The organism is Aeromonas sp. R1-2 (genome assembly GCF_040908505.1).
GTDB classification, from domain to species: Bacteria; Pseudomonadota; Gammaproteobacteria; order Enterobacterales; family Aeromonadaceae; genus Aeromonas; species Aeromonas veronii.
In genome coordinates, this window is the sequence record NZ_JBFODU010000010.1 from 38,867 (window position 1) to 59,740 (window position 20,874).

Genomic DNA, 20,874 nt, shown 5'->3' on the forward strand with positions numbered 1-20,874 from the left:
CTTCCCCCTGTAAATGCAACACGTCCCCGGATGGGGGCGTGTTGTATCTCAAGCCAGCCAAGCGCTTTTGTTAGCCCAAGCAGATGGCCTACGGCCGCTCGCCAGCGGCCAGACGGCGGTTGATATCGGCGATAACCGGTGCGATGTCGGCAAGGGTATCAATCACATAGTGCGCCCCCGCCGCCCGCAGTTTGGCCTCGGCCGGTGCGCGCCGGGCGGCGATCTCCGCCTCGCTCATGGCGGCGAACTCTTCCCAAGTGGCACCAAATTCGTTGCCGGAAACCGACAATCCCACCGTCCACATGCTCGCGTTAAGCCCTTCGCTGATACCCGGCACGGCGTCATCCACCTTGATGCAGCGATGCACCGCGCTTATTCCCAGCTCAATTACGTTGGCCAGCGCCATCCAGGGGCCGGGGCGACCACCAGCCTTGAGGTCATCGGTGGCGACCCAGTGATCCGGGCGATAGCCGTGATCGGCCGCAGCAGGTACCAGCGCCTCCATCACCGGACGGGGATAACCGGAGCAGGAGCCGATTTTCATCCCCTGCACCCGCAGAGCGTCCAGCACCGGCAGCACGCCGGGGATCGGGTCGGCGAAGCGGGTCACGGCGGCAATCTGCAGCGGCATAAAGGTGTGATAGAGGTGGTCCACCTCGGCGTGGTTCATGGGGTGGCCAAAGCGAGCCTGCCAGCGCGCATCCACCGAAGGCAGACGGCCCAGCGCGGCGATATGATCCCACTTGCCAAGGCCCATAGGCTGGCGCGCTTCGTCCAGGGTCACTGGAAAGTCATAGGCGCGGGCGAAGGCCTCGACGAAGATGGAGGTGGGGGCGAAGGAGCCAAAATCGACGACGGTACCGGCCCAGTCGAGGATCAGCGCCTCTACGTCGGTGATCGGGTCTACAACAATCTGCAAGTCAGTCATGGTGGTGTTCCTGTTTCGGTGAAAGTGCGATCTCGCCGAGGGCGCGATCGAGAATGGTGATGGCGCGCACCAGATCGGCGCGGGCGATATTGAGTGGGGGCGAGAGCTGGATGACGTTCCCTTGGGAGACCTTGAAGCTGAGCCCCAGCTCCAGACAGCGGTAGAGCAGGCGCTCGGCGGCCTGGCTGTTGCGGGTGCGACTCTGGTGATCGACCACCAGATCGAGCGCCCAAAGCATACCGATACCCCGCACCTGCCCGATCAGCGGGTGACGTTCGGCCAACTTGCCGAGCTCGGCCGCCATAAAGCGGCCATCCTCCTGCGCTTTTGCCAGCAATCCCTCTTCACGGATGGTAGCGATGGTAGCGAGGGCCGCCGCGCAGCCGATAGGGCTCTTCTCGTGGGTGTAGTGACCGAGCGAAATAGCTGCGGCCTGATTGAAACGGTCGCGGGTGACGAGCGCGGCAAACGGCACCACCCCGCCCCCCAGCCCCTTGCCCAGACAGATGATGTCGGGCTCGATGCCGAACTCTTCAAAGCTGAACCAGTGGCCGGTGCGCCCCAGGGCGTTGGGGATCTCGTCGACAATCAGCAGCACCTTGTGGCGATCGCAGATCTCCCGCACCCGCTGCCAGTAGGCCTTCGAGGGCACCTGCACATCGGTGTTGCGGATAGGTTCGGCGATAAAGGCGCCTATTCCTCCCTCCTTCTCGATGACGTACTCGAGATAATCGGCGTAGTGCAGATCATCCCCCTCCCCGCGATACCAGACGCCGCGATAACGGGTGGGCGGCGGGATGCGCTCCACTCCGGCCATCAGCGGGCCCATACCGGCGCGAAAACAGGCCTCGCCGCCGACCGAGATGGCATCGAGAGAGGCGCCGTGAAAGGCATCCCACAGGGACACCACCTTGCTGTTGCCGGTGATGAAACGGGCAAGCTTCAGGGCAATCCCCACCACCTCGCTGCCGCCGGGGGCGAACAGCACCCGGTTGAGATCGCCGGGAGCCAGCTCGGCCAGGGTGCGGGCACAGTCGATGGCAACCTGATGGGTGTAGCGGCGGGGCGCAAATGGCAGATCGGCGAGTTGCTGCTGCACCGCGGCCACCACCCAGGGGTGACCGTGGCCCAGCTGATGGACGCTGTTGCCGTGAAAATCGAGGTAACGCTTGCCCGATACGCTGGTCAACCAGCTCCCCTGCGCCCCCTCAATCAGATCCAGACAGGGGGTGGAGAGCGCCTGATGGAGAAAGTAGCGGCTATCCTCCGCCAATCCCGCCTGCACCGCCTCGCTCTGGTCAGCCCACCAACGCGCCCGCCCCTCGCCGAGGTTGATATCCCCTTCGCTGTCGGCACGGCCGCTGCCGTGTAGCTTATGGTCATGCAAATCGCGGCCACGCAGATCACGACCCTGAGCCAGCATGCTGGTCATCGCGCGTCCCCTTGCCAGTAGCAGGCGCTGGCCATGGCGGCGAGCAGATCCCGCACCCGCTCAGGGGTCACATCGCCGATATTGCCGATACGGAAGCAATCGGCCTGGGAGACCTTGCCCGGATAGATGACAAAGCCCTGCGCCTTGAGCCGCTGGTAGAAATCGGCGAAGCGGTAGTCAGGGTGGGCCGGAGAGTAGAAGGCGGTGATGATGGGAGATTGCCACTGTTCTGGCAGCAGTGGCGCAAAGCCGAGGGCAGCCATCCCCGCCACCAGCGTGCGCTGATTCTCGCCGTAGCGCTGATGGCGGGCTTCAATGCCCCCCTCCTCGTCCAGCTCGCGCAGCGCCTGGGCAAAGGCAAGCACGGTATGGGTGGGCGAGGTAAAGCGCCACTTGCCCCCTTGCTGCTCCATGGTCTGCCACTGGGCATGCAGGTCGAGGGAGACCGAGCGAGCACGACCGGCGCAGGCCGCCAGCGCGGCGCGGCGAGCGATGACAAAGCCAAAACCCGGCACCCCCTGAATGCACTTGTTGGCCGAGCTGATGAGAAACTCGATGCCAAGTCGCCCCATGTCGATGGGGATGCCGCCAAAGCTGCTCATGGCATCGACGATCAGGCGAATGCCGCGGCGCTGGCAGAGCGCAGCCACCTCCTCAAGGGGGTTGAGCATGCCGGTGGTGGTCTCGCAATGCACCATGGCCAGATGGGTGATCTCGGGGTGGCGCGCCAGCATCGCCTCGATGGCGTCGGGTTCCGGGCGGGTGGTCTCGCCGCAGTCCAGCTCATGGTGGCGCAGGCCAAGGCAGCGGGCCATCTCCCCCATGCGAGCACCGTAGGCGCCGTTGTTGATGATCAGCAGACACTCATCGACGCCGATCGCCGAGCCCAGCACACTCTCCACCACATAGCTGCCACTCCCCTGCAGCAGCACGGCGCTGTAGTCACTTTGATATTCAGGGCCGGTGGCGAGGCGCACCAGCTCGCGGCGGATGGGCTCCACCACCCCCTGGTTGTAGTCCGCATCCCAGGTGCAGCTGTCTTGCAGCATGGCGGCGCGCACCGTGGTAGTGGTCGAGAGGGGGCCCGGGGTCAGCAGCAGGTAATCGACGGCGGCGGGGGCCGCAGGAATATGGGTCATGACTTTGCTCCTTTTGGTATATACCAGAATGAGCGCATTGTGGGTAACTGCCCCGCCAAGGTCAAAGGGGTGGGGCTACGTGCAACAAAAAATTCATTTTCAGCGCCGGGATCGCGATAATCTAGGAAGCCTGAACAGCAGGGGCGCTGCTGGTATCTACCAACGCATGTTGATGTTGCCGTGTAACGACCGGGCAGATGACCTGCCCTGTGCCCAGCCCATTGCACAACTCATTGCACAACTTATTGCAAAACCAGGGATTTTCATGAGCAAACCGCAATATCTGCAGATCAAGGATGCCCTCGCCAACCAGATCCTGGCGGGGGGTCTGGCCCCCAACGACAAGCTCCCCTCCGAGCGACTGCTGGGGGAACTATATGGCACCACAAGGGTCACCATCCGCGAGGCACTGGTGCAGCTTGAGGCGAACGGCCTTATCTATCGGGAGGATCGCCGCGGCTGGTTCGTCACCCCGCCGCGCTTTCGCTTGAACCCCAGACGCACCTCCAACTTTCACCAGATAGTGCGGGAGCAAGGGGGTGAGCCGCGCACCGAGCTGCTGGAGAAAAGCCGCCAGGCGGTGCCGCCCGCGTTGATGGCGCAACTGCAGCTCAAGCCGTTTGACAGCCTCTTTTTGCTCAAGCGACTGCGCTACGCCAACGGGCGCGCCATCTGCTACTGCGAGAACCACTGCCTGCCAGAACGGGTGCCCGGCCTGCTGGATCTGGATCTCAACGGCAGCCTGACCGAGATCTATCAGGCCCATTACGATCTTCACTACGCCCGCATGCAGGTGCGTTTCTTCCCCACCGCCCTGCCGGACGAGGTAGCCAAGGCGCTGGGGGCCACCGCTGGCCTACCCGCCCTGCGCCTCGAGCGGCTCAACTTCGATCAGCACGGCCGGGTGCTCGACTTCGATCTGGAGTACTGGCGCCACGACAGTCTGGAGATCGAGGTGGATACCCAGGATTAGTCACGGATAAATCAGGAACGGCAAAACGTCACGGGGCTGTCACGGTCACGTCATAAAGATCCCCTAGCCTCTCTCTCGACCAATCTGGTTTATACCAAACCAATTTAACTGGAGAAGAGGATGAAACAGGGAACCCATCTGCTGGCCGCCGCCGTGCTGGCTGCCATGACCGCCCCGGCACTGGCCGCGACCGATCTCACCGTCTACACCGCCTTCGAACCGGAGCAGCTCAACGAGCTGAAAACCGCGTTCGAACGCCAGCATCCGGACATCAACATCAAGTGGGTGCGTGACTCCACAGGCGTGGTCACCGCCCGCTTGCTGGCAGAAAAAGCCCAGCCCAAAGCGGATGTGGTATGGGGACTGGCAGCCACCAGCCTGATGCAGCTCGATCAGCAGCAGATGCTCAATGCCTATGCACCGAAAGGACTGGATAAGCTCGACAGCCGCTTTCGCGACAGCAAGGCCGAGCCGCACTGGATCGGTCTGGACGCCTTCTTCAGCGCCATCTGCTTCAACAAGGTAGAGGCGGAAAAACAGGGGATCCCGGCGCCCACCAGCTGGGCCGACCTCACCAAGCCCATCTACAAGGGCAAGGTGATCATGCCCAACCCCAGCTCCTCCGGCACCGGTTACCTGAGCGTTGCTGGCTGGCTGCAGACCATGGGCGAGCAGCAGGGCTGGCAATTCATGAACGGCCTGCACCAGAACATCGATCGTTACACCCACTCGGGCTCAGCCCCCTGCAAGCTGGCCGCCAGCGGCGAGACGGTGATCGGTATCTCCTTCGACTTCCCGGCGACCAGCCTCAAAGCCAAGGGGGCCCCCATCGAGGTGGTGTTCCCGAAAGAGGGGTCGGGCTGGGATATGGAAGCCGCCGCCATCATCAAGGGCACTCCCAAGCTGGAAGCCGCCAAACAGCTGCTCGACTTTGCCGCCACCGAACAGGCCAACGCCCTCTACAACAAGTCGTTCGCAGTGGTCGCCATCCCCGATGTAGCCCAACCGAGAGCGGGCTATCCGGCAGATATCAAAGGCCAGATGATCGACAACGACTTTAGCTGGGCTGCCCGCGAGCGTAACGCCATCCTAGCCCAGTGGAGCGCCAGCTTCGACGGCAAAACCGAAGCCAAGCAGTAAGCGTGAAGGGCGGCGGTTTGTTCACGCCAGACACACCGCTGCCAATAAACTGCCAGTCGAAGGCCAACAGGTGTTGGCCTTCACTTTTTGGTTTTAACTTCCCGAGTTTGCATTGCCTTCAATTAGCGATGCTTAGTCCATTCGCACAGTGCCCAGCCCCTTGCTGGTGACCCGATCTCATTTGACTGTCATCAAGCTGTCATCCCCCGATCACCTGACCGTCACACTTCACCCGCAAACTGGTATATACCAAATCAGTAGCGAGTCGAACCATGACCCAGCCCTATCTGGACATTCAACATCTCAACAAGCAGTTCGGTGCTTTTCAGGCCCTCAAGGGGATCTCTCTGACCATTGAGCCGGGGGAGTTTATCTGCTTTCTCGGCCCCTCCGGCTGCGGCAAAACCACCCTGCTCAGAGCCATCGCCGGGCTGGATCTGCCGGACAGTGGCGAGATCTGGCAAGGAGGGCGCAATATCTCCCGCCTGCCGCCCCAGGAGCGCGATTTTGGCATCGTGTTTCAGTCCTATGCTCTCTTCCCCAACCTGACGGTGGCCCAGAACATCGCCTTCGGCCTTGAGAATCAGGGGCTGGCGCGGGATCTCATCAAGGAGCGAGTCGATCACTGGCTGGGGCTGGTGGATCTCACTGCCCAGTCCCACAAATACCCGAGCCAGATCTCTGGCGGCCAGCAGCAGCGGGTGGCGCTGGCCCGGGCGCTCGCCCTCTCCCCCGGTCTGTTGTTGCTGGACGAACCGCTCAGCGCGCTGGATGCGCTGGTACGCACCCACCTTCGCAGCGAGATCCGCGCCCTGCAGCAGCGCCTTGGCATCACCACCATCATGGTGACCCACGATCAGGAAGAGGCGCTGACCATGGCCGATCGCATCGTGGTGATGGAGGGCGGCCGCATCGTACAGGTGGGCACTCCGCAGGAGATCTACCACCAGCCTGCCAGCCGTTTCGTGGCAAGCTTTGTCGGTACCATGAACTTCCTCGAGACCCTGGTGCTGAGCCCCAATCAGGTGCGCCTCAACGAACAACCGCTGACACTTGCCAACCAGGCCGCTGCCGGCAGCAAATTGCAGGTGGCGATCCGCCCCGAGGCGATCACCCTGAGTGCGCCGAGCGAGCCGTATCTTGGCCAACATGGCGTTGAAGCAACCATCGATCAGGTGGAGTTTCTCGGCGCCGCCCAGCGCCTTATCTGCACCGCCGACACCTATCTGGGCCCGCAGCAGATCCTGGTGGAGCGCCCAACCCACGAGCTGCCCCGCCACGAACAGGGTGGCTGGCGCAGCGGCATGCGCTGCTCGCTGCACTGGCCCGCCGGAGCGATGCAGCTGTTTGAAGGAGATCGCCCATGACAGCCCCCCTTGCGACCTCCTCCCTGCTGCCACCAGTGACAGTCCGCCAAGACTCTCGCTGGCAGCGGCTCTGTCGCGGCGGGAGCCGGGATCAGCTGCTGCAACTGATCCTGCTGGTGCTCGGCATCGCCCTGCTCACCGGCGGCTTGCTGCTGCCGCTGCTCACCATGTTGCAAAAGAGCCTGCAGGATGAGAACGGCCTCTGGGTGGGCCTTGCCAACTTCAGCGCCTACTTCGACTCCCCTCATCTGGGGCGCACCATCGGCAACACCCTCTGGCTCGGGGTGCTGATCACCGCGCTGGTGGTGACCATCGCCTTTGGCTACGCCTACGCCCTCACCCGCACCTGTATGCCGGGCAAGCCCCTGTTTCGCCTCATCGGTTTGATCCCGCTGTTGATGCCCTCCCTGTTGCCCGCCATCAGTCTGGTCTACTGGTTTGGCAATCAGGGGATCGCCAAGGGGCTGCTCGGCGGCGAGAGCATCTACGGCCCCATCGGCATCGTCATTGGTCTGGGCTTCTGGTGCTTCCCCCACGCCCTGATGATCCTTATCACGGCACTGGGTCAGAGCGATGCCCGCCTCTATGAAGCCTCCCGGGTGCTGGGCAGCAGCGGCTGGCGCACCTTTGTCACCGTCACCCTGCCTACCGCCCGTTATGGTCTGCTCAGCGCCGCCATCGCTGTCTTCACCCTCACCATCTGCGACTTCGGGGTGGCCAAGGTGATTGGCGGCCAATACAGCGTGCTGGCTACCGATATCTACCGGCAGGTGATCGGGATGCAGAACTTCTCCCTCGGCGCCGTTGCCAGCGTCACCCTGCTGCTGCCGGCGCTCTTGAGCTTTGCGCTGGAGCACAGAGTGCGCAGCAAGATGCAGGAGCAGAGCAGCACCAAGGCGGTGCCCTATCAACCCAAACCCCATCGGCTGCGGGATCTGCTGGCACTCGGCTGGTGTACCCTCTGGGCCCTGCTGTTTCTGGCGCTGGTGGGGATGGCGGTTTACGGCTCGCTGGTACAGTTCTGGCCCTACAACCTCGCTCTGACGCTGGATCACTATGCCTTTGACAGCAACAGCGTCTATGGCTGGCAGCCCTTTACCAACACCTTGCAGCTGGGCCTCTATACCGCGCTGATCGGCACCGTGCTGGTGATGGTGCTGGCCTGGGCGCAGGAGAAGGGGCGCCACTTTGCGCCGCTGCGCCAGCTGCTGCATCTGCTCGCCATGCTGTCGCTGGCGGTACCCGGCATGGTGCTGGGGCTCGGTTACATCTTCTTTTTCAACGGCAATCCGCTCTTTGGCAGCCTCTACGGCACCCTGCCACTGATGGTGCTCTCCTGCGTCATTCACTACTACACGGTGGGTCATATGACAGCGCTGACCAGCCTCAAGCAATTGCCCAAGGAGTTGGAGCTGGTGGCCATCTCATTGCGCATTCCGCTCTGGAAGGCGTTCTGGCGAGTCACCCTGCCCGCCTCCCTGCCCGCACTGCTGGAGATCTTTATCTATCTGTTCGTCAACGCCATGACCACCACCTCGGCGGTGATCTTCCTCTATTCGAGCGACAGCGTGCTCGCCTCCATCGCCGTACTCAATATGGAGGATTCCGGCGATACAGCCGCGGCCGCCGCCATGGCCACCCTGATCCTGCTGGCCGCCGCCACCGTCAAGCTGCTCCAGCTCTTTTTAAGTCGCGCCCTGCTGGATCGCACCCAGCGCTGGCGCCACCAATAACCTTATCGAGGAGTCATCATGTCCACTCTCCCCTTCTGGCTGGCCGAAGCGCTCGCCGCCGAACAACCCGCACCGCCCACGCCCCTAGTCGGCAACCACGAAGTCGATGTCTGCATCGTCGGTGGCGGCTTTACCGGGCTGTGGAGCGCCATCGCCCTTAAACAGGCCGAGCCCCACCTGCACGTCATAGTGCTGGAAAAAGATCGCTGCGGCAGCGGCGCCTCGGGGCGCAACGGCGGCTGTTTGCTCACCTGGTCAGCCAAGTATTTGACCTTAAAGCGCCTCTTTGGCGAGCAGCAGGCTGCCTGGCTGGTACAAAGATCCGAGCAGGCGGTGCACGAGATCGCCCGCTTCTGCGAACAGCACAATATTGAGGCACAGCTGAGAGTCGAGGGCACTTGCTACACCGCCACCAGCGAGGCCCAGCGCGGCCTGATGGAGCCGGTATTGCAGGAACTCAAACGCGCAGACCTTAACCAGTGGCAAGTGATTGAAGAGGATAAACTGGCGAGCCAGAGCGGTTCCCACGTTCATCTGGAGGGGCTCTACAGCCCACACGCGGGTTCGGTGCAACCGGCACTGTTGGTGCGCGGCCTGCTGCGGGTGGCGCGGGAACTGGGTGTCGAGGTCTATGAGCACTCCCCCATGCAGCGCCTTGAGGCGGGCCAGCCTGCACGGGTGCAAACGTCACAGGGCGAGGTGCGTGCCCGCAAGGTGGTGCTGGCCCTCAACAGCGCCATGGTGCAGCACTTTCGCGAGTTTCGCCGCAGTATCGTACTGGTCTCCTCCGATATGGTGATAACCGACCCCGCGCCGGATGCACTGGCCGCCCAGCAGCTTGAGCACGGCCGCTCCGTGGTGGATGGCCGCACCTTTGTGCATTACTACCGCTCCACCCCGCAAGGGCGGCTGATGCTGGGCAAGGGGGGCAACACCTTCGCCTTTGCCAACCGCCATCTGGCCGAGTTCGATGCCCCTAGCCGTTATCTTGCCCCTCTCACCCGCACCCTGCGCCGCTTCTTTCCGGCGCTCAAAGAGGTGCCCATCGCCGCCAGCTGGTGCGGCGCCTCCGACCGCTCGGTAGATGGCCTCCCCTTCTTCGGCCACTGGCGAGGGCAGCCCAATATTGTCTATGGCCTCGGTTACTCCGGCAACGGGGTGGCGCAGAGCTGGATGGGCGGTCAAGTACTGGCGGCTTTGGTGAGAGATGAAGTGCGGGAGGAGGATAAACCCTGGCGTGAATGCGCCCTGGTCAGCGGCCCGCGTGGCTACTTCCCACCAGAACCCTTTCGCTGGCTGGGCGCCATGGTGGTGCGCAATGCCATCCGGCGCAAGGAGCGGGCGGAAGATGAGAACCGCCCGGTGGCCTGGTATGACAAACAGCTGGCCAAACTTGCCGATGCGGCGGGCAAGGCGGATAAATAAGTTATTTCTCTTAACCTTGATATTGCGCCAGGCTCTAACGCCTGGCCTCTCAGGCGACCTCATCGTGGATGAGCTATCCACATCTTCATCGGCAATCATCCATAACAATGTGCTGACCCGAAGGTCAGCACATATATTGTTACAACTCGAATTAAAAATTCACTGCGGCGTTAAATCTAATATCCCAGAGGTCAAGGTCCTGACGCCCGATACTGTAATAACCGGTGATAACTTCAAAACGCTGATGACGCTGAGGGGCTACCGCCAGTGCAATCCGTGCAGATCCACTCCACGGAGTCGTACTTTCCATTGTCAGATTTTCATTCAGGATCTGACCATCATTGGGACGCTCAATATCATAACGAACCCCAAGACGCAGGGCCGGTATAATTTGAACACCATCGGTTGTGGTGAAAATACGACTGATATCCCCTGATGCTTCACTGGTGGCATATTCAAAAGAGTTTTCATTAACCCGCAATGTCACGTTATAAATCTGGTTTGCATAAGGCAATGAGCCTGTGTAATCAAACGCATCGGATTTATTGTGACTGTAAAAGAGGGCAAGCTTGGGCCGCAGCAGATATTCACCAACATCGTAGCCACCGGTCAGGTTCGCTGAGATCAACCCGGTCGTTGTCTTGAAACTCCCTTTAAGTACATCGAGTTCGGTATCGTTATCAGTTCGTCCCCATGCAGCCCAGCCATCCAGCAGCCATTGCGTATCTAGCCTATAGCCGCCATATGGCCCAACAAAGAAACTGTCCCCCTCATTTCGTACCGAACTGCCAAACGTGCCAAGAGAGGTTTTGCTATTGGCAAATGCAATACCGCCCAGCCCGTCTTTACCAAGGGATCTGTGTATACCGATCAAAAAGCTGTTGGCATGCCCGGATGTGTCTATCTCGTTACGATCATCGGAGACTCCGGTATGGCGTACATCAGTCCATACCTGCCACAACCCCTTTTGACCGGCAATATCTTCAAATTGGTCAAGCCCGACAACGACACGATCTGAAATACTGAGGGAGCCGCTCAAATAGCCCATCAAGGCATCTGCACTGATACTGGTCACAATATTGCGGATCGGGTCACTCCCACCACCGGTGCCACCACCACTACCACCATTGCTGCCATCCCCCCCGCCGGTTCCGCCACCAGTTCCACCATTGCCGCCATCCCCACCGCCAGTTCCGCCACCAGTGCCACCGTTACTATCTCCCCCATCGATCGGGGGAATATTTGGAAATACCGGATTGTTCTGGTTTCTCGAATCGAGGAAGCAGTTGAAAGAACCATCCGCATTGAGGAGATCCAGTTTGTGAGTCCCGTTAAGGTCATCAAGTACTACAGGTGAGACACTCAGGTGCAACGACGCGCGGTTTGCATTCCAACTATCGATTTCAGATACCCCGGGAGCAGAGAGGCGAAAATTACCCCCTGAACCTGGACTTGAAAGCCATAGTGATACCGAATTGTCAGCCGAACGCCCAAGAAACTCTAGATGCTGCCCCGGTTGCCTGTTCGGGCAATCCGCCGCCCATGCTGTTGGTAAGCAGATACTGGTAAGGCAGCCAATTCCCAAAATACGTGAAATCATTATGTCCTCCTGACACTAGGTTATCTCACTGACATCCTTGCATGACTTTTAGCATTACCCACTAACAGATCACTCGATGCAATGGGTAAAGGAACCAATCAATCTGACAAGTTCAAATCGCAGACTATTTTAGTATCCACACTGTTTCTGGTCTCCTGTAATAAAATTCGTTTAGCGCCTGAATCGCGATGATTGATTAAATCAAACCACTTTAAAACCCATAAAAAATGCCGCCCATCGGGCGGCATTTGTATTAGAGATAACGGGCTAACAGGAATTACCAGCCGGTTACTTCGCGCAAGGCCTTGCCGATATCGGCCAGGGAGCGGACGGTTTTCACGCCAGCATCTTCCAGCGCGGCAAACTTCTCGGCGGCAGTACCCTTGCCACCGGAGATGATGGCGCCAGCGTGGCCCATCCGCTTGCCGGGAGGTGCGGTAACACCCGCGATATAGGAGACCACCGGCTTGGTGACGTGGGCCTTGATATAGGCAGCCGCGTCTTCCTCGGCGTTGCCGCCGATCTCGCCGATCATCACGATCGCTTCGGTCTGCGGGTCGTTCTGGAACATCTCCAGAATGTCGATAAAGTTGGAGCCCGGAATGGGGTCGCCACCGATACCGACGCAGGTGGACTGGCCAAAGCCCTCGTCAGTGGTCTGCTTGACCGCTTCGTAGGTCAGGGTGCCGGAGCGGGAGACGATGCCCACCTTGCCCGGCTTGTGAATGTGGCCCGGCATGATGCCGATCTTGCACTCACCCGGAGTGATCACGCCCGGGCAGTTGGGGCCGATCATCCGCACGCCGGTCTCTTGCAGCTTCACTTTGACGTCCAGCATATCCAGCGTCGGGATGCCTTCGGTGATGGTGACAATCAGCTTGATGCCCGCATCGATCGCTTCCAGGATGGCATCCTTGCAGAATGGCGCCGGCACATAGATGACGGAGGCGGTGGCACCGGTCGCTTCGACCGCGTCACGGACGGTGTTGAACACCGGCAGGCCCAGATGGGTGGTGCCGCCCTTGCCCGGGGAGACGCCGCCCACCAGCTGGGTGCCGTAGGAGAGCGCCTGCTCGGAGTGGAAAGTACCCTGACCGCCGGTAAAGCCCTGGCAGATGACTCGGGTGTCCTTGTTGATCAGTACGCTCATCAGTTGGCCTCCGCTGCTTTGACGACTTGCTGCGCGGCATCGGTCAGACTCTTGGCCGCAATGATGTTGAGGCCGCTCTCGGCCAGCTTGATACCACCCAGCTCGGCGTTGTTGCCTTCCAGACGGACCACTACGGGCACCTTGACCCCCACTTCCTTGACCGCACCGATGATGCCTTCCGCGATCATGTCGCAGCGCACTATGCCGCCAAAGATGTTGACCAGCACCGCTTTGACGTTGCTGTCGGAGAGGATGATCTTGAACGCCTCGGTCACCCGCTCCTTGGTGGCGCCGCCGCCGACGTCAAGGAAGTTGGCCGGCTTGCCGCCGTGCAGGTTGACGATGTCCATGGTGCCCATGGCCAGACCCGCGCCGTTGACCATGCAGCCGATGTTGCCATCGAGGGCCACATAGTTGAGCTCCCACTGGGCTGCGTGCGCTTCGCGGGGGTCATCTTGTGACGGGTCGTGCATCTCGCGCAGCTTGGGCTGACGATACAGTGCGTTGGCGTCGATGTTGATCTTGCCATCCAGGCAGTGCAGGTTGCCCTGCGCGGTGATCACCAGCGGGTTGATCTCCAGCAGCGCGAAATCGCAATCCAGGAACATTTGGCCCAGACCCATGAAGATCTTGGTGAACTGTTTGATCTGATCGCCGACCAGACCCAGTTTGAAGGCCAGTTCACGGGCCTGATAGGCCTGCGGACCCACCAGCGGATCGATAGCCGCCTTGTGGATCAGATGAGGGGTTTCGTGGGCGATCTTCTCGATATCCACGCCACCTTCGGTCGAGGCCATGAAGACCACGCGGCGAGAGCCACGGTCAACTACGGCGCCCAGGTAGAGCTCTTTGGCGATGTCGGTGCAAGATTCCACCAGGATCTTGGTGACCGGCTGGCCGTTGGCGTCGGTCTGGTAGGTCACCAGATTTTTGCCAAGCCAGTTTTGGGCAAAAGCACGGATCTCATCCTTGCTCTTGGCCACTTTCACGCCGCCCGCTTTACCGCGGCCACCGGCATGTACCTGGCATTTGACGACCCAGGTATTGCCGCCAATCTTGTCGGCCGCTTCGGCCGCTTCTTGTGGGGTAGCACAGGCATAACCTTCGGAGACCGGCAGGCCATACTCGGCAAACAGCTGTTTTGCCTGATATTCATGCAGATTCATAGATGCTCTATCCGTGTTGTAGGTATTTCCGTCCGGGGCTGGTGTTTCTCAATCCCCTGTGAATGGGGGCCTGGGCGGCCCCTCGTTATCTTTCAATCGCTCGGGTATTACTCAAACGTCCAGCAGCACATTCGGCTCGGGGCGCAAACCCCTTGCCCGGGTGCCACAGGCTTAGACGTCCAGCAACAGACGGGTCGGGTCTTCCAGCAGCTCCTTGACGGAGACCAGGAAGCCTACCGATTCGCGTCCGTCGATGAGACGGTGATCGTAGGAGAGCGCCAGATACATCATCGGCAGGATCTCGACCTTGCCGTCAACGGCCATCGGGCGATCCTGGATCTTGTGCATCCCCAGAATGGCGCTCTGGGGCGGGTTGATGATCGGGGTGGACATCAGGGAGCCGAACACGCCACCGTTGGTGATGGTGAAGTTGCCGCCAGTCAGTTCATCCACGGTCAGCTTGCCGTCACGGCCCTTGCCCGCCAGATCCTTGATGGCCTTCTCGATGTCCGCCAGGCTCATGTTGTCGCAGTCGCGCAGCACCGGCGTCACCAGACCACGGGGGGTAGAGACGGCGATGCTGACGTCGAAGTAGTTGTGGTAAACCACGTCATCACCATCGAGCGCCGCGTTCACTTCCGGATAGCGCTTGAGGGACTCCACCACCGCCTTCACGTAGAAGGACATAAAGCCGAGCTTGATGCCGTGCTTCTTCTCGAAGATCTCGCCGTACTGCTTGCGCAGATCCATGATGGGCTTCATGTTGACCTCGTTGAAGGTGGTCAACATGGCGGTGGTGTTTTTCGCTTCCAGCAGACGCTCGGCAATGCGCTTGCGCAGACGGGTCATCGGTACCCGCTTGTCGGTACGACCACCCAGCGGTGCAACCTTGGCTGCAGGGGCGGCAGCGGCGACCGGTGCGGCTGCCGCAGGCTGGCTCTTGGCCTTGATATAGGCTTCCACATCATCCTTGGTGATGCGACCACCCTTGCCGGTACCGGTCAGCTTGGTCACGTCGATGTCGTGCTCGCCAATCAGGCGGCGCACCGAGGGGCTCAAGCCATCGGCACCATCATCGGCAACCGCTTCAGCGGGTTTCTCTTTGGTCTCTTCACCGGCCACCGGGGCGGCGGTGAGGATGGCAATCAGTTGACGGGACAACACAGTTGCCCCTTCCCCTTGCAGAATATCCCCCAGCACACCGGCTTGCGGTGCCGGCACTTCCAGCACTACCTTGTCGGTCTCGATGTCGACCAGCACTTCGTCACGGGCGACCAAATCGCCCGGTTTTTTGTGCCAAGTGGCGATAGTGGCATCGGCCACTGATTCCGGCAGGTCCGGTACCTTGATTTCGATAGTCATCCAATCAGTTCCTTTTTACTTCTATGCCAGAGGCTTTACAGGGTAAGGGCATCTTCCACCAAGGCTTTTTGCTGCTTGGCGTGGACAGACATGTAACCGACGGCCGGTGAGGCTGACGCGGGGCGACCGGCATAACGCAGGGTAGCTCCGGCTGGCAGCACGCCATCGTAGTGGTGACGGGTGCAGTACCAGGCGCCCTGGTTCTGCGGCTCTTCCTGACACCAGACAAAGTCGGTGACATGGCTGTAATCGGCCAGAATGGCGCGCACTTCCTCTTCCGGGAAGGGGTAGAGTTGCTCAATTCGCACCAGTGCCACATCTTGCTGCTCGGCCTTGCGACGGGCATCGAGCAGGTCGTAGTAGACCTTGCCGGAGCAGAAGACCACGCGCTTGACCGCTTTCGGATCCAGCGCATCGATCTCGCCGATGGCGTTCTGGAAGGTACCTTCCGCCAGCTCTTCGAGCTTGCTCACCGCCAGCGGATGGCGCAGCAGGGATTTGGGCGTCATGACGATGAGCGGACGGCGCATCGGGCGCACAACCTGACGACGCAGCATATGGAACACCTGCGCCGGGGTAGAGGGCACGCACACCTGCATGTTGTGCTGGGCGCACATCTGCAGATAACGCTCCAGACGGGCGGAGGAGTGCTCCGGGCCCTGCCCCTCGTAACCGTGAGGCAGCAACATGGTCAGGCCGCACATCCGACCCCACTTCTGCTCACCGGAGGAGAGGAACTGATCCACCACTACCTGGGCACAGTTGGCGAAATCGCCGAACTGGGCTTCCCAGATGGTGAGGCCAGCCGGCTCGGCGCTGGCGTAACCATATTCAAAGGCCAGTACCGCGTTCTCGGTCAGCACAGAGTCATACACCTCGAACGGGCCTTGCTCGTCGTGCAGGTTGCACAGCGGGGTGTAGGTGCTGGCATCGGTCTGGCTGTGCAGCACGGCGTGGCGGTGGAAGAAGGTGCCACGGCCGGAGTCTTCACCGGTAAAGCGGATGCGGGACCCCTTGTCCACCAGGGTGGCGTAGGCCAGGGTCTCGGCAAAGCCCCAATCCACCAGCTTCTCGCCAGCGGCCATCAGACGGCGGTCTTCGTAAATTTTTTCGACCTGACGCTGCAGCACGTGGGTCGCCGGATACTGGCTCACCCGCTCGCCGAGGCTCTTGAGGTGATCCATCGGCACGGCACTCTCATAGGCCATGTTCCAGTCGTGGCCCAGATAAGGGGTCCAGTCGACGGAGTGCAGCTCCATCGGCCGCCATTCTTTGCTTACGCGCTCGCCGCGATCCAGCGCTTCACGATACTCGTTGACCAGTTCGGTCGCCCGCTCCTGAGCGAGGCTCCCCTCGGCCACCAGCTGATCGGCGTAGATCTTGCGCGGGGTCGGGTGCTGCTTGATCTTCTGGTACATCAGCGGCTGGGTCGCGCTCGGCTCGTCCGCTTCGTTGTGACCGTGACGACGGTAGCAGACCAGTTCGATCACCACGTCGCGTTTGAAGGTATTGCGGTAATCCAGTGCAATCTGGGTCACCAGCACCACGGCTTCCGGATCATCCCCGTTGACGTGCAGCACCGGCGCCTGCACCGCCTTGGCGATGTCGGTGCAATATTCGGTGGAACGCAGGTCACGGATATAGGAGGTGGTGAAACCGACCTGGTTGTTGATGACGATGCGCACCGTCCCGCCGACACCATAGGCGCGGGTCTGGGACATGTTGAAGGTCTCGGCCACCACGCCCTGACCGGCCATGGCCGAGTCACCGTGAATGGTGATGGGCAGCACACTGGAACCATCCTTGTCACCACGACGATCCATACGGGCACGGACCGAGCCGATGACCACAGGGTTGACGATCTCGAGGTGAGAGGGGTTGAACGCCAGCGCAAGGTGGACGTTGCCACCCGGGGTGGCGAAGTCGGAGGAGAAGCCCATGTGGTACTTCACATCACCGGTACCCCAGGATTCGCCATGCTTGCCGGCAAACTCGTCGAACAGGTCCTGAGCGCGCTTGCCCAGCACGTTGATCAGCACGTTGAGACGACCGCGGTGGGCCATGCCGATAACGGCCTCTTTGCAGCCCTGCTCACCGGCGCGACGGATCAGCTCCTTGAGCATGGGGATCATGGCATCGCCACCTTCCAGCGAGAAGCGCTTGGCTCCCGGGAACTTGGCGCCCAGATATTTCTCCAACCCTTCGGCGGCGGTCAGGCTCTCGAGGAAACGGGTCTTCTCTTCGAGGGTGTAGCTCCCCTTCCCTTCAATGGATTCGAGACGCTGTTGCAGCCAGCGTTTCTCTTCCGTGGAGGTGATGTGCATGTAGTCGGCGCCGATGGAGCCGCAATAGGTATTCTTCAGCGAGGCGTAGAGGTCGGAGAGCACCATGGTCTCGCGACCGATGGCGTAGGAGCCCACATTGAAGGTGGCCTCCATATCTGCGCCCTGCAGGTTGTGGAACGCAGGATCCAGTTCAGCGACGGTTTCACGCTGCCACAAGCCCAGCGGGTCCAGATTGGCATTCTGGTGACCACGGAAACGGAAGGCGTTGATCAGCTGCAATACCCGCACCTGCTTGGCATCCACTTGCGGATCGGAGACGGGGGCACTGTAGCGAGAGGGATCCTTGGCCAGACGACGGAAATAATCGCGGACCTGGGAGTGGGGTTGTTCAACCGCATGGCCATTGACCTGGGGCAGCTCGCTAAACAGGCTGCGCCACTCGTCGGACACGGAGTCAGGATTTTCCAGGAAGGATTCGTACAAATCCTCGATATAGCTTGCATTCGCACCAGCCAGGTGAGATGACTCCAACCAGGCCTTCATCACGCCGTTATGCATTTCTATCCCTTGTACTTCTTGTTACTGCTGCGCAGCTTGTAGGGGTCAAATAGCCATCCTGCCACGGGTGGGATGGCTATCCAGAGGTCGGGCCAGCACGTGGCCGGCCCTGATACTAAACAGCCCGATTGAGCAACATCGACTTGATCTGGCCAATCGCCTTGGTCGGGTTCAAGCCTTTCGGACAGACGTTCACGCAGTTCATGATGCCATGGCAGCGGAACACGCTGAATGCGTCGTCCAGATTCCCCAGTCGTTCGGTGGTCGCGGTGTCGCGGCTGTCAGCCAGCCAGCGGTAGGCGGCGAGCAGCCCGGCCGGACCGATGAACTTGTCGGGATTCCACCAGAAGGAGGGGCACGAAGTGGAGCAGCAGGCACAGAGAATGCACTCGTACAGGCCGTCAAGCTTGGCGCGCTCTTCGGGGGATTGCAGGTGCTCACGCACCGGCGGCAACTTGTCATCATTGATGAGGAAGGGTTTGACCTTCTCCCACTGGGTGTAGAACTGGGTCATGTCGATCACCAGATCACGGATCACCGGCAGGCCGGGCAAGGGGCGGATAACGACGTTATTGCCCTTCTTCAGCAGGTCGGAGAGCGGGGTGATACAGGCAAGACCGTTCTTGCCATTCATGTTGAGACCGTCTGATCCACAGACCCCTTCGCGGCAAGAGCGGCGGAAGGCGAGCGTGGGATCCAGCTCTTTCAACTGGATCAGTGCGTCGAGCACCATCATGTCGGAACCTTCAGGAATATCAAGACGATATTCCTTCATATGGGGGACGTTATCAACATCCGGATTGTATCTGTAGACAGAGAATGTGACGTTCATAGGGCTGGCTCCGCAATCAGTAAGTCCGGACCTTGGGCGGGAACGCCTCACGGGTCTTGGGTGACATGTTGACAGCGCGACGGGTCATGGACTCGGTATCCGGATGATAGAGGCTGTGGCACAGCCAGTTCTCATCGTCGCGATCCGGGAAGTCGAAGCGGCAGTGAGCACCGCGACTCTCGGTACGGAAGTTGGCGGCAACCGCCGTGGCAAACGCCGTCTCCATCAGGTTGTCCAGCTCCAGGCACTCGATGCGCTGGGTGTTGAACTCTTTGGAGGTGTCATCCAGACGGGCTGACTTGAGGCGCTCGCGGATAACCTTGAGCTCGGCCAACCCTTCTGCCATCGCCGCACCTTCACGGAATACAGAGAAGTTGTTCTGCATGCAGCGCTGCAGGTCTTTGCGGATCTGCACCGGGTCTTCCCCGTCACGGCAATTTTCCCAGCGGTTGAAGCGGGCCAGTGCGGCATCCAGATCCGACTCGGAAGCATCGCGGCCGTGATCCATCTCGCCCAGGGTGTTGACCAGATGCATGCCGGCCGCGCGGCCGAACACCACCAGATCCAGCAGGGAGTTGCCACCCAGACGGTTGGCACCGTGTACGGAGACACAGGCAATCTCGCCCACCGCAAACAGACCGACTACCGGCACATCGTTGCCGTTCTTGTCCTGGGTCAGGCACTGGCCATTCACGTTGGTCGGCACGCCGCCCATCATGTAGTGGCAGGTCGGGATGATCGGGATCGGCTCTTTGACCGGATCCACGTGGGCGAAGGTGCGAGAGAGCTCGCAGATGCCCGGCAGACGGGATTCCAGCACCTCTTTGCCGAGGTGATCCAGCTTGAGCTTAATATGCGGGCCCCAGGGACCGTCGCAGCCACGGCCTTCACGGATCTCGATCATGATGGAGCGGGCCACCACGTCGCGACCGGCCAAGTCCTTGGCGTTCGGGGCGTAACGCTCCATGAAGCGCTCGCCATCCTTATTGAGCAGATAGCCGCCTTCACCACGGCAGCCTTCGGTTACCAGCACTCCAGCCCCGGCGATGCCGGTCGGGTGGAACTGCCACATCTCCATGTCCTGCACGCCGACGCCGGCACGCAGCGCCATGCCGACACCGTCACCTGTGTTGATGTGGGCATTGGTGGTGGACTGGTAGATACGACCGGCACCGCCAGTCGCCAGCACGGTGGCCTTGGCCTTGAAGTAGACCACTTCACCGCTCTCCATATCGATGGCGGTACAACCCACCACATGGCCGTCCTGGTTTTTCACCAGATCCAGCGCATACCACTCGGAGAAGACGGTGGTCTTGTTTTTGACGTTTTGTTGGTAAAGGGTGTGCAGCAGGGCGTGACCGGTACGGTCGGCCGCAGCCGCAGTACGGGCAGCCTGCTCGCCACCGAAATTCTTGGACTGACCACCAAACGGACGCTGGTAGACAGACCCGTTATCGAAACGGGAGAAGGGCAGCCCCATGTTCTCCAGCTCATAGATAGCCTCGGGACCGGTTTTGCACATGTACTCGATGGCTTCCTGATCACCGATGTAATCGGAACCTTTTACCGTGTCATACATATGCCACTGCCAGTTGTCATCGTGGGCATTACCCAGCGCAACCGTGATCCCGCCCTGGGCGGAGACAGTATGAGAACGGGTTGGAAAAACCTTGGACAACAGAGCGCAGCTCTTGCCGGACTGGGCAATCTGCAGCGCGGCGCGCATACCGGCACCACCGGCACCAATCACTACCGCATCAAATTCACGAGTTGGAATAGTCACC

At 60.7% G+C, this 20,874-nt stretch carries 15 protein-coding genes; 5 read left to right on the forward strand and 10 right to left on the reverse strand.

Annotation, left to right across the window (positions count from 1 at the left end; all coding sequences use genetic code 11):
* Positions 1-88 precede the first annotated feature (88 nt).
* Genes phnX through phnW form a run of 3 tightly spaced genes read right to left on the reverse strand, consistent with a single transcriptional unit; the run spans position 89 to position 3,499 of the window.
* Entirely contained in the window at positions 89-928 is an 840-nt protein-coding gene (phnX, locus tag AB5Y76_RS02435; protein WP_263717312.1) for a phosphonoacetaldehyde hydrolase, read from the reverse strand.
* The gene (locus AB5Y76_RS02440; RefSeq protein WP_263717313.1) at positions 921-2,360 is read right to left on the reverse strand and encodes an aspartate aminotransferase family protein; all 1,440 of its coding nucleotides are present in this window, start codon (positions 2,358-2,360) and stop codon (positions 921-923) included. Before AB5Y76_RS02440 ends, phnX begins: the two co-directional genes overlap by 8 nt.
* Entirely contained in the window at positions 2,357-3,499 is a 1,143-nt protein-coding gene (gene phnW / locus AB5Y76_RS02445) for a 2-aminoethylphosphonate--pyruvate transaminase (protein ID WP_263717314.1), read from the reverse strand. The genes AB5Y76_RS02440 and phnW overlap by 4 nt, the downstream gene beginning before the upstream one ends.
* A 265-nt stretch (positions 3,500-3,764) precedes the next feature.
* On the opposite strand from phnW, the gene phnR reads away from it, so the two are divergent.
* The 5 genes from phnR (at position 3,765) to AB5Y76_RS02470 (ending at position 10,137) form a co-directional block, all read left to right on the forward strand.
* Entirely contained in the window at positions 3,765-4,472 is a 708-nt protein-coding gene (gene phnR / locus AB5Y76_RS02450) for a phosphonate utilization transcriptional regulator PhnR (RefSeq protein ID WP_201913974.1), read from the forward strand.
* Between the two features lie 120 nt (positions 4,473-4,592).
* Complete coding sequence (locus AB5Y76_RS02455; RefSeq protein WP_005352506.1) at positions 4,593-5,612, forward strand: putative 2-aminoethylphosphonate ABC transporter substrate-binding protein; 1,020 nt, start codon at positions 4,593-4,595, stop codon at positions 5,610-5,612.
* Positions 5,613-5,884: 272 nt separating this feature from the next.
* Positions 5,885-6,979, forward strand: coding sequence for a putative 2-aminoethylphosphonate ABC transporter ATP-binding protein (locus AB5Y76_RS02460; protein WP_236357802.1), 1,095 nt, complete (start codon positions 5,885-5,887; stop codon positions 6,977-6,979).
* Entirely contained in the window at positions 6,976-8,712 is a 1,737-nt protein-coding gene (locus AB5Y76_RS02465) for a putative 2-aminoethylphosphonate ABC transporter permease subunit (RefSeq protein WP_236357804.1), read from the forward strand. The genes AB5Y76_RS02460 and AB5Y76_RS02465 overlap by 4 nt, the downstream gene beginning before the upstream one ends.
* A gap of 18 nt (positions 8,713-8,730) precedes the next feature.
* Complete coding sequence (locus AB5Y76_RS02470; protein WP_263717315.1) at positions 8,731-10,137, forward strand: FAD-dependent oxidoreductase; 1,407 nt, start codon at positions 8,731-8,733, stop codon at positions 10,135-10,137.
* Between the two features lie 151 nt (positions 10,138-10,288).
* Here the strand turns inward: AB5Y76_RS02470 and AB5Y76_RS02475 are convergent, their stop codons facing one another.
* From AB5Y76_RS02475 to sdhA, 7 genes are all read right to left on the reverse strand, one after another.
* On the reverse strand, positions 10,289-11,737 hold the full coding sequence (locus tag AB5Y76_RS02475; RefSeq protein WP_263717316.1) for an autotransporter outer membrane beta-barrel domain-containing protein: 1,449 nt from the start codon (positions 11,735-11,737) through the stop codon (positions 10,289-10,291).
* A 277-nt stretch (positions 11,738-12,014) separates the two neighbouring features.
* Positions 12,015-12,887 carry a succinate--CoA ligase subunit alpha gene (sucD, locus tag AB5Y76_RS02480; RefSeq protein WP_005333542.1) on the reverse strand — a complete coding sequence of 291 codons (873 nt, stop codon included), beginning with the start codon at positions 12,885-12,887 and terminating at the stop codon, positions 12,015-12,017.
* Positions 12,887-14,053, reverse strand: coding sequence for an ADP-forming succinate--CoA ligase subunit beta (gene sucC / locus AB5Y76_RS02485; RefSeq protein WP_005361097.1), 1,167 nt, complete (start codon positions 14,051-14,053; stop codon positions 12,887-12,889). Before sucC ends, sucD begins: the two co-directional genes overlap by 1 nt.
* Before the next feature lie 171 nt (positions 14,054-14,224).
* Positions 14,225-15,415, reverse strand: coding sequence for a 2-oxoglutarate dehydrogenase complex dihydrolipoyllysine-residue succinyltransferase (gene odhB / locus AB5Y76_RS02490; protein WP_107684897.1), 1,191 nt, complete (start codon positions 15,413-15,415; stop codon positions 14,225-14,227).
* A gap of 35 nt (positions 15,416-15,450) precedes the next feature.
* A complete protein-coding gene (gene sucA, locus AB5Y76_RS02495) occupies positions 15,451-18,258 on the reverse strand; it encodes a 2-oxoglutarate dehydrogenase E1 component (protein ID WP_263717317.1) in 2,808 nt (935 codons plus the stop codon).
* A gap of 115 nt (positions 18,259-18,373) precedes the next feature.
* On the reverse strand, positions 18,374-19,090 hold the full coding sequence (locus AB5Y76_RS02500; protein ID WP_005333549.1) for a succinate dehydrogenase iron-sulfur subunit: 717 nt from the start codon (positions 19,088-19,090) through the stop codon (positions 18,374-18,376).
* Between the two features lie 16 nt (positions 19,091-19,106).
* Positions 19,107-20,873 (reverse strand): succinate dehydrogenase flavoprotein subunit, encoded by a 1,767-nt coding sequence (gene sdhA, locus AB5Y76_RS02505; protein ID WP_040066317.1) that lies wholly within the window; start codon positions 20,871-20,873, stop codon positions 19,107-19,109.
* Position 20,874: the final 1 nt, after the last annotated feature.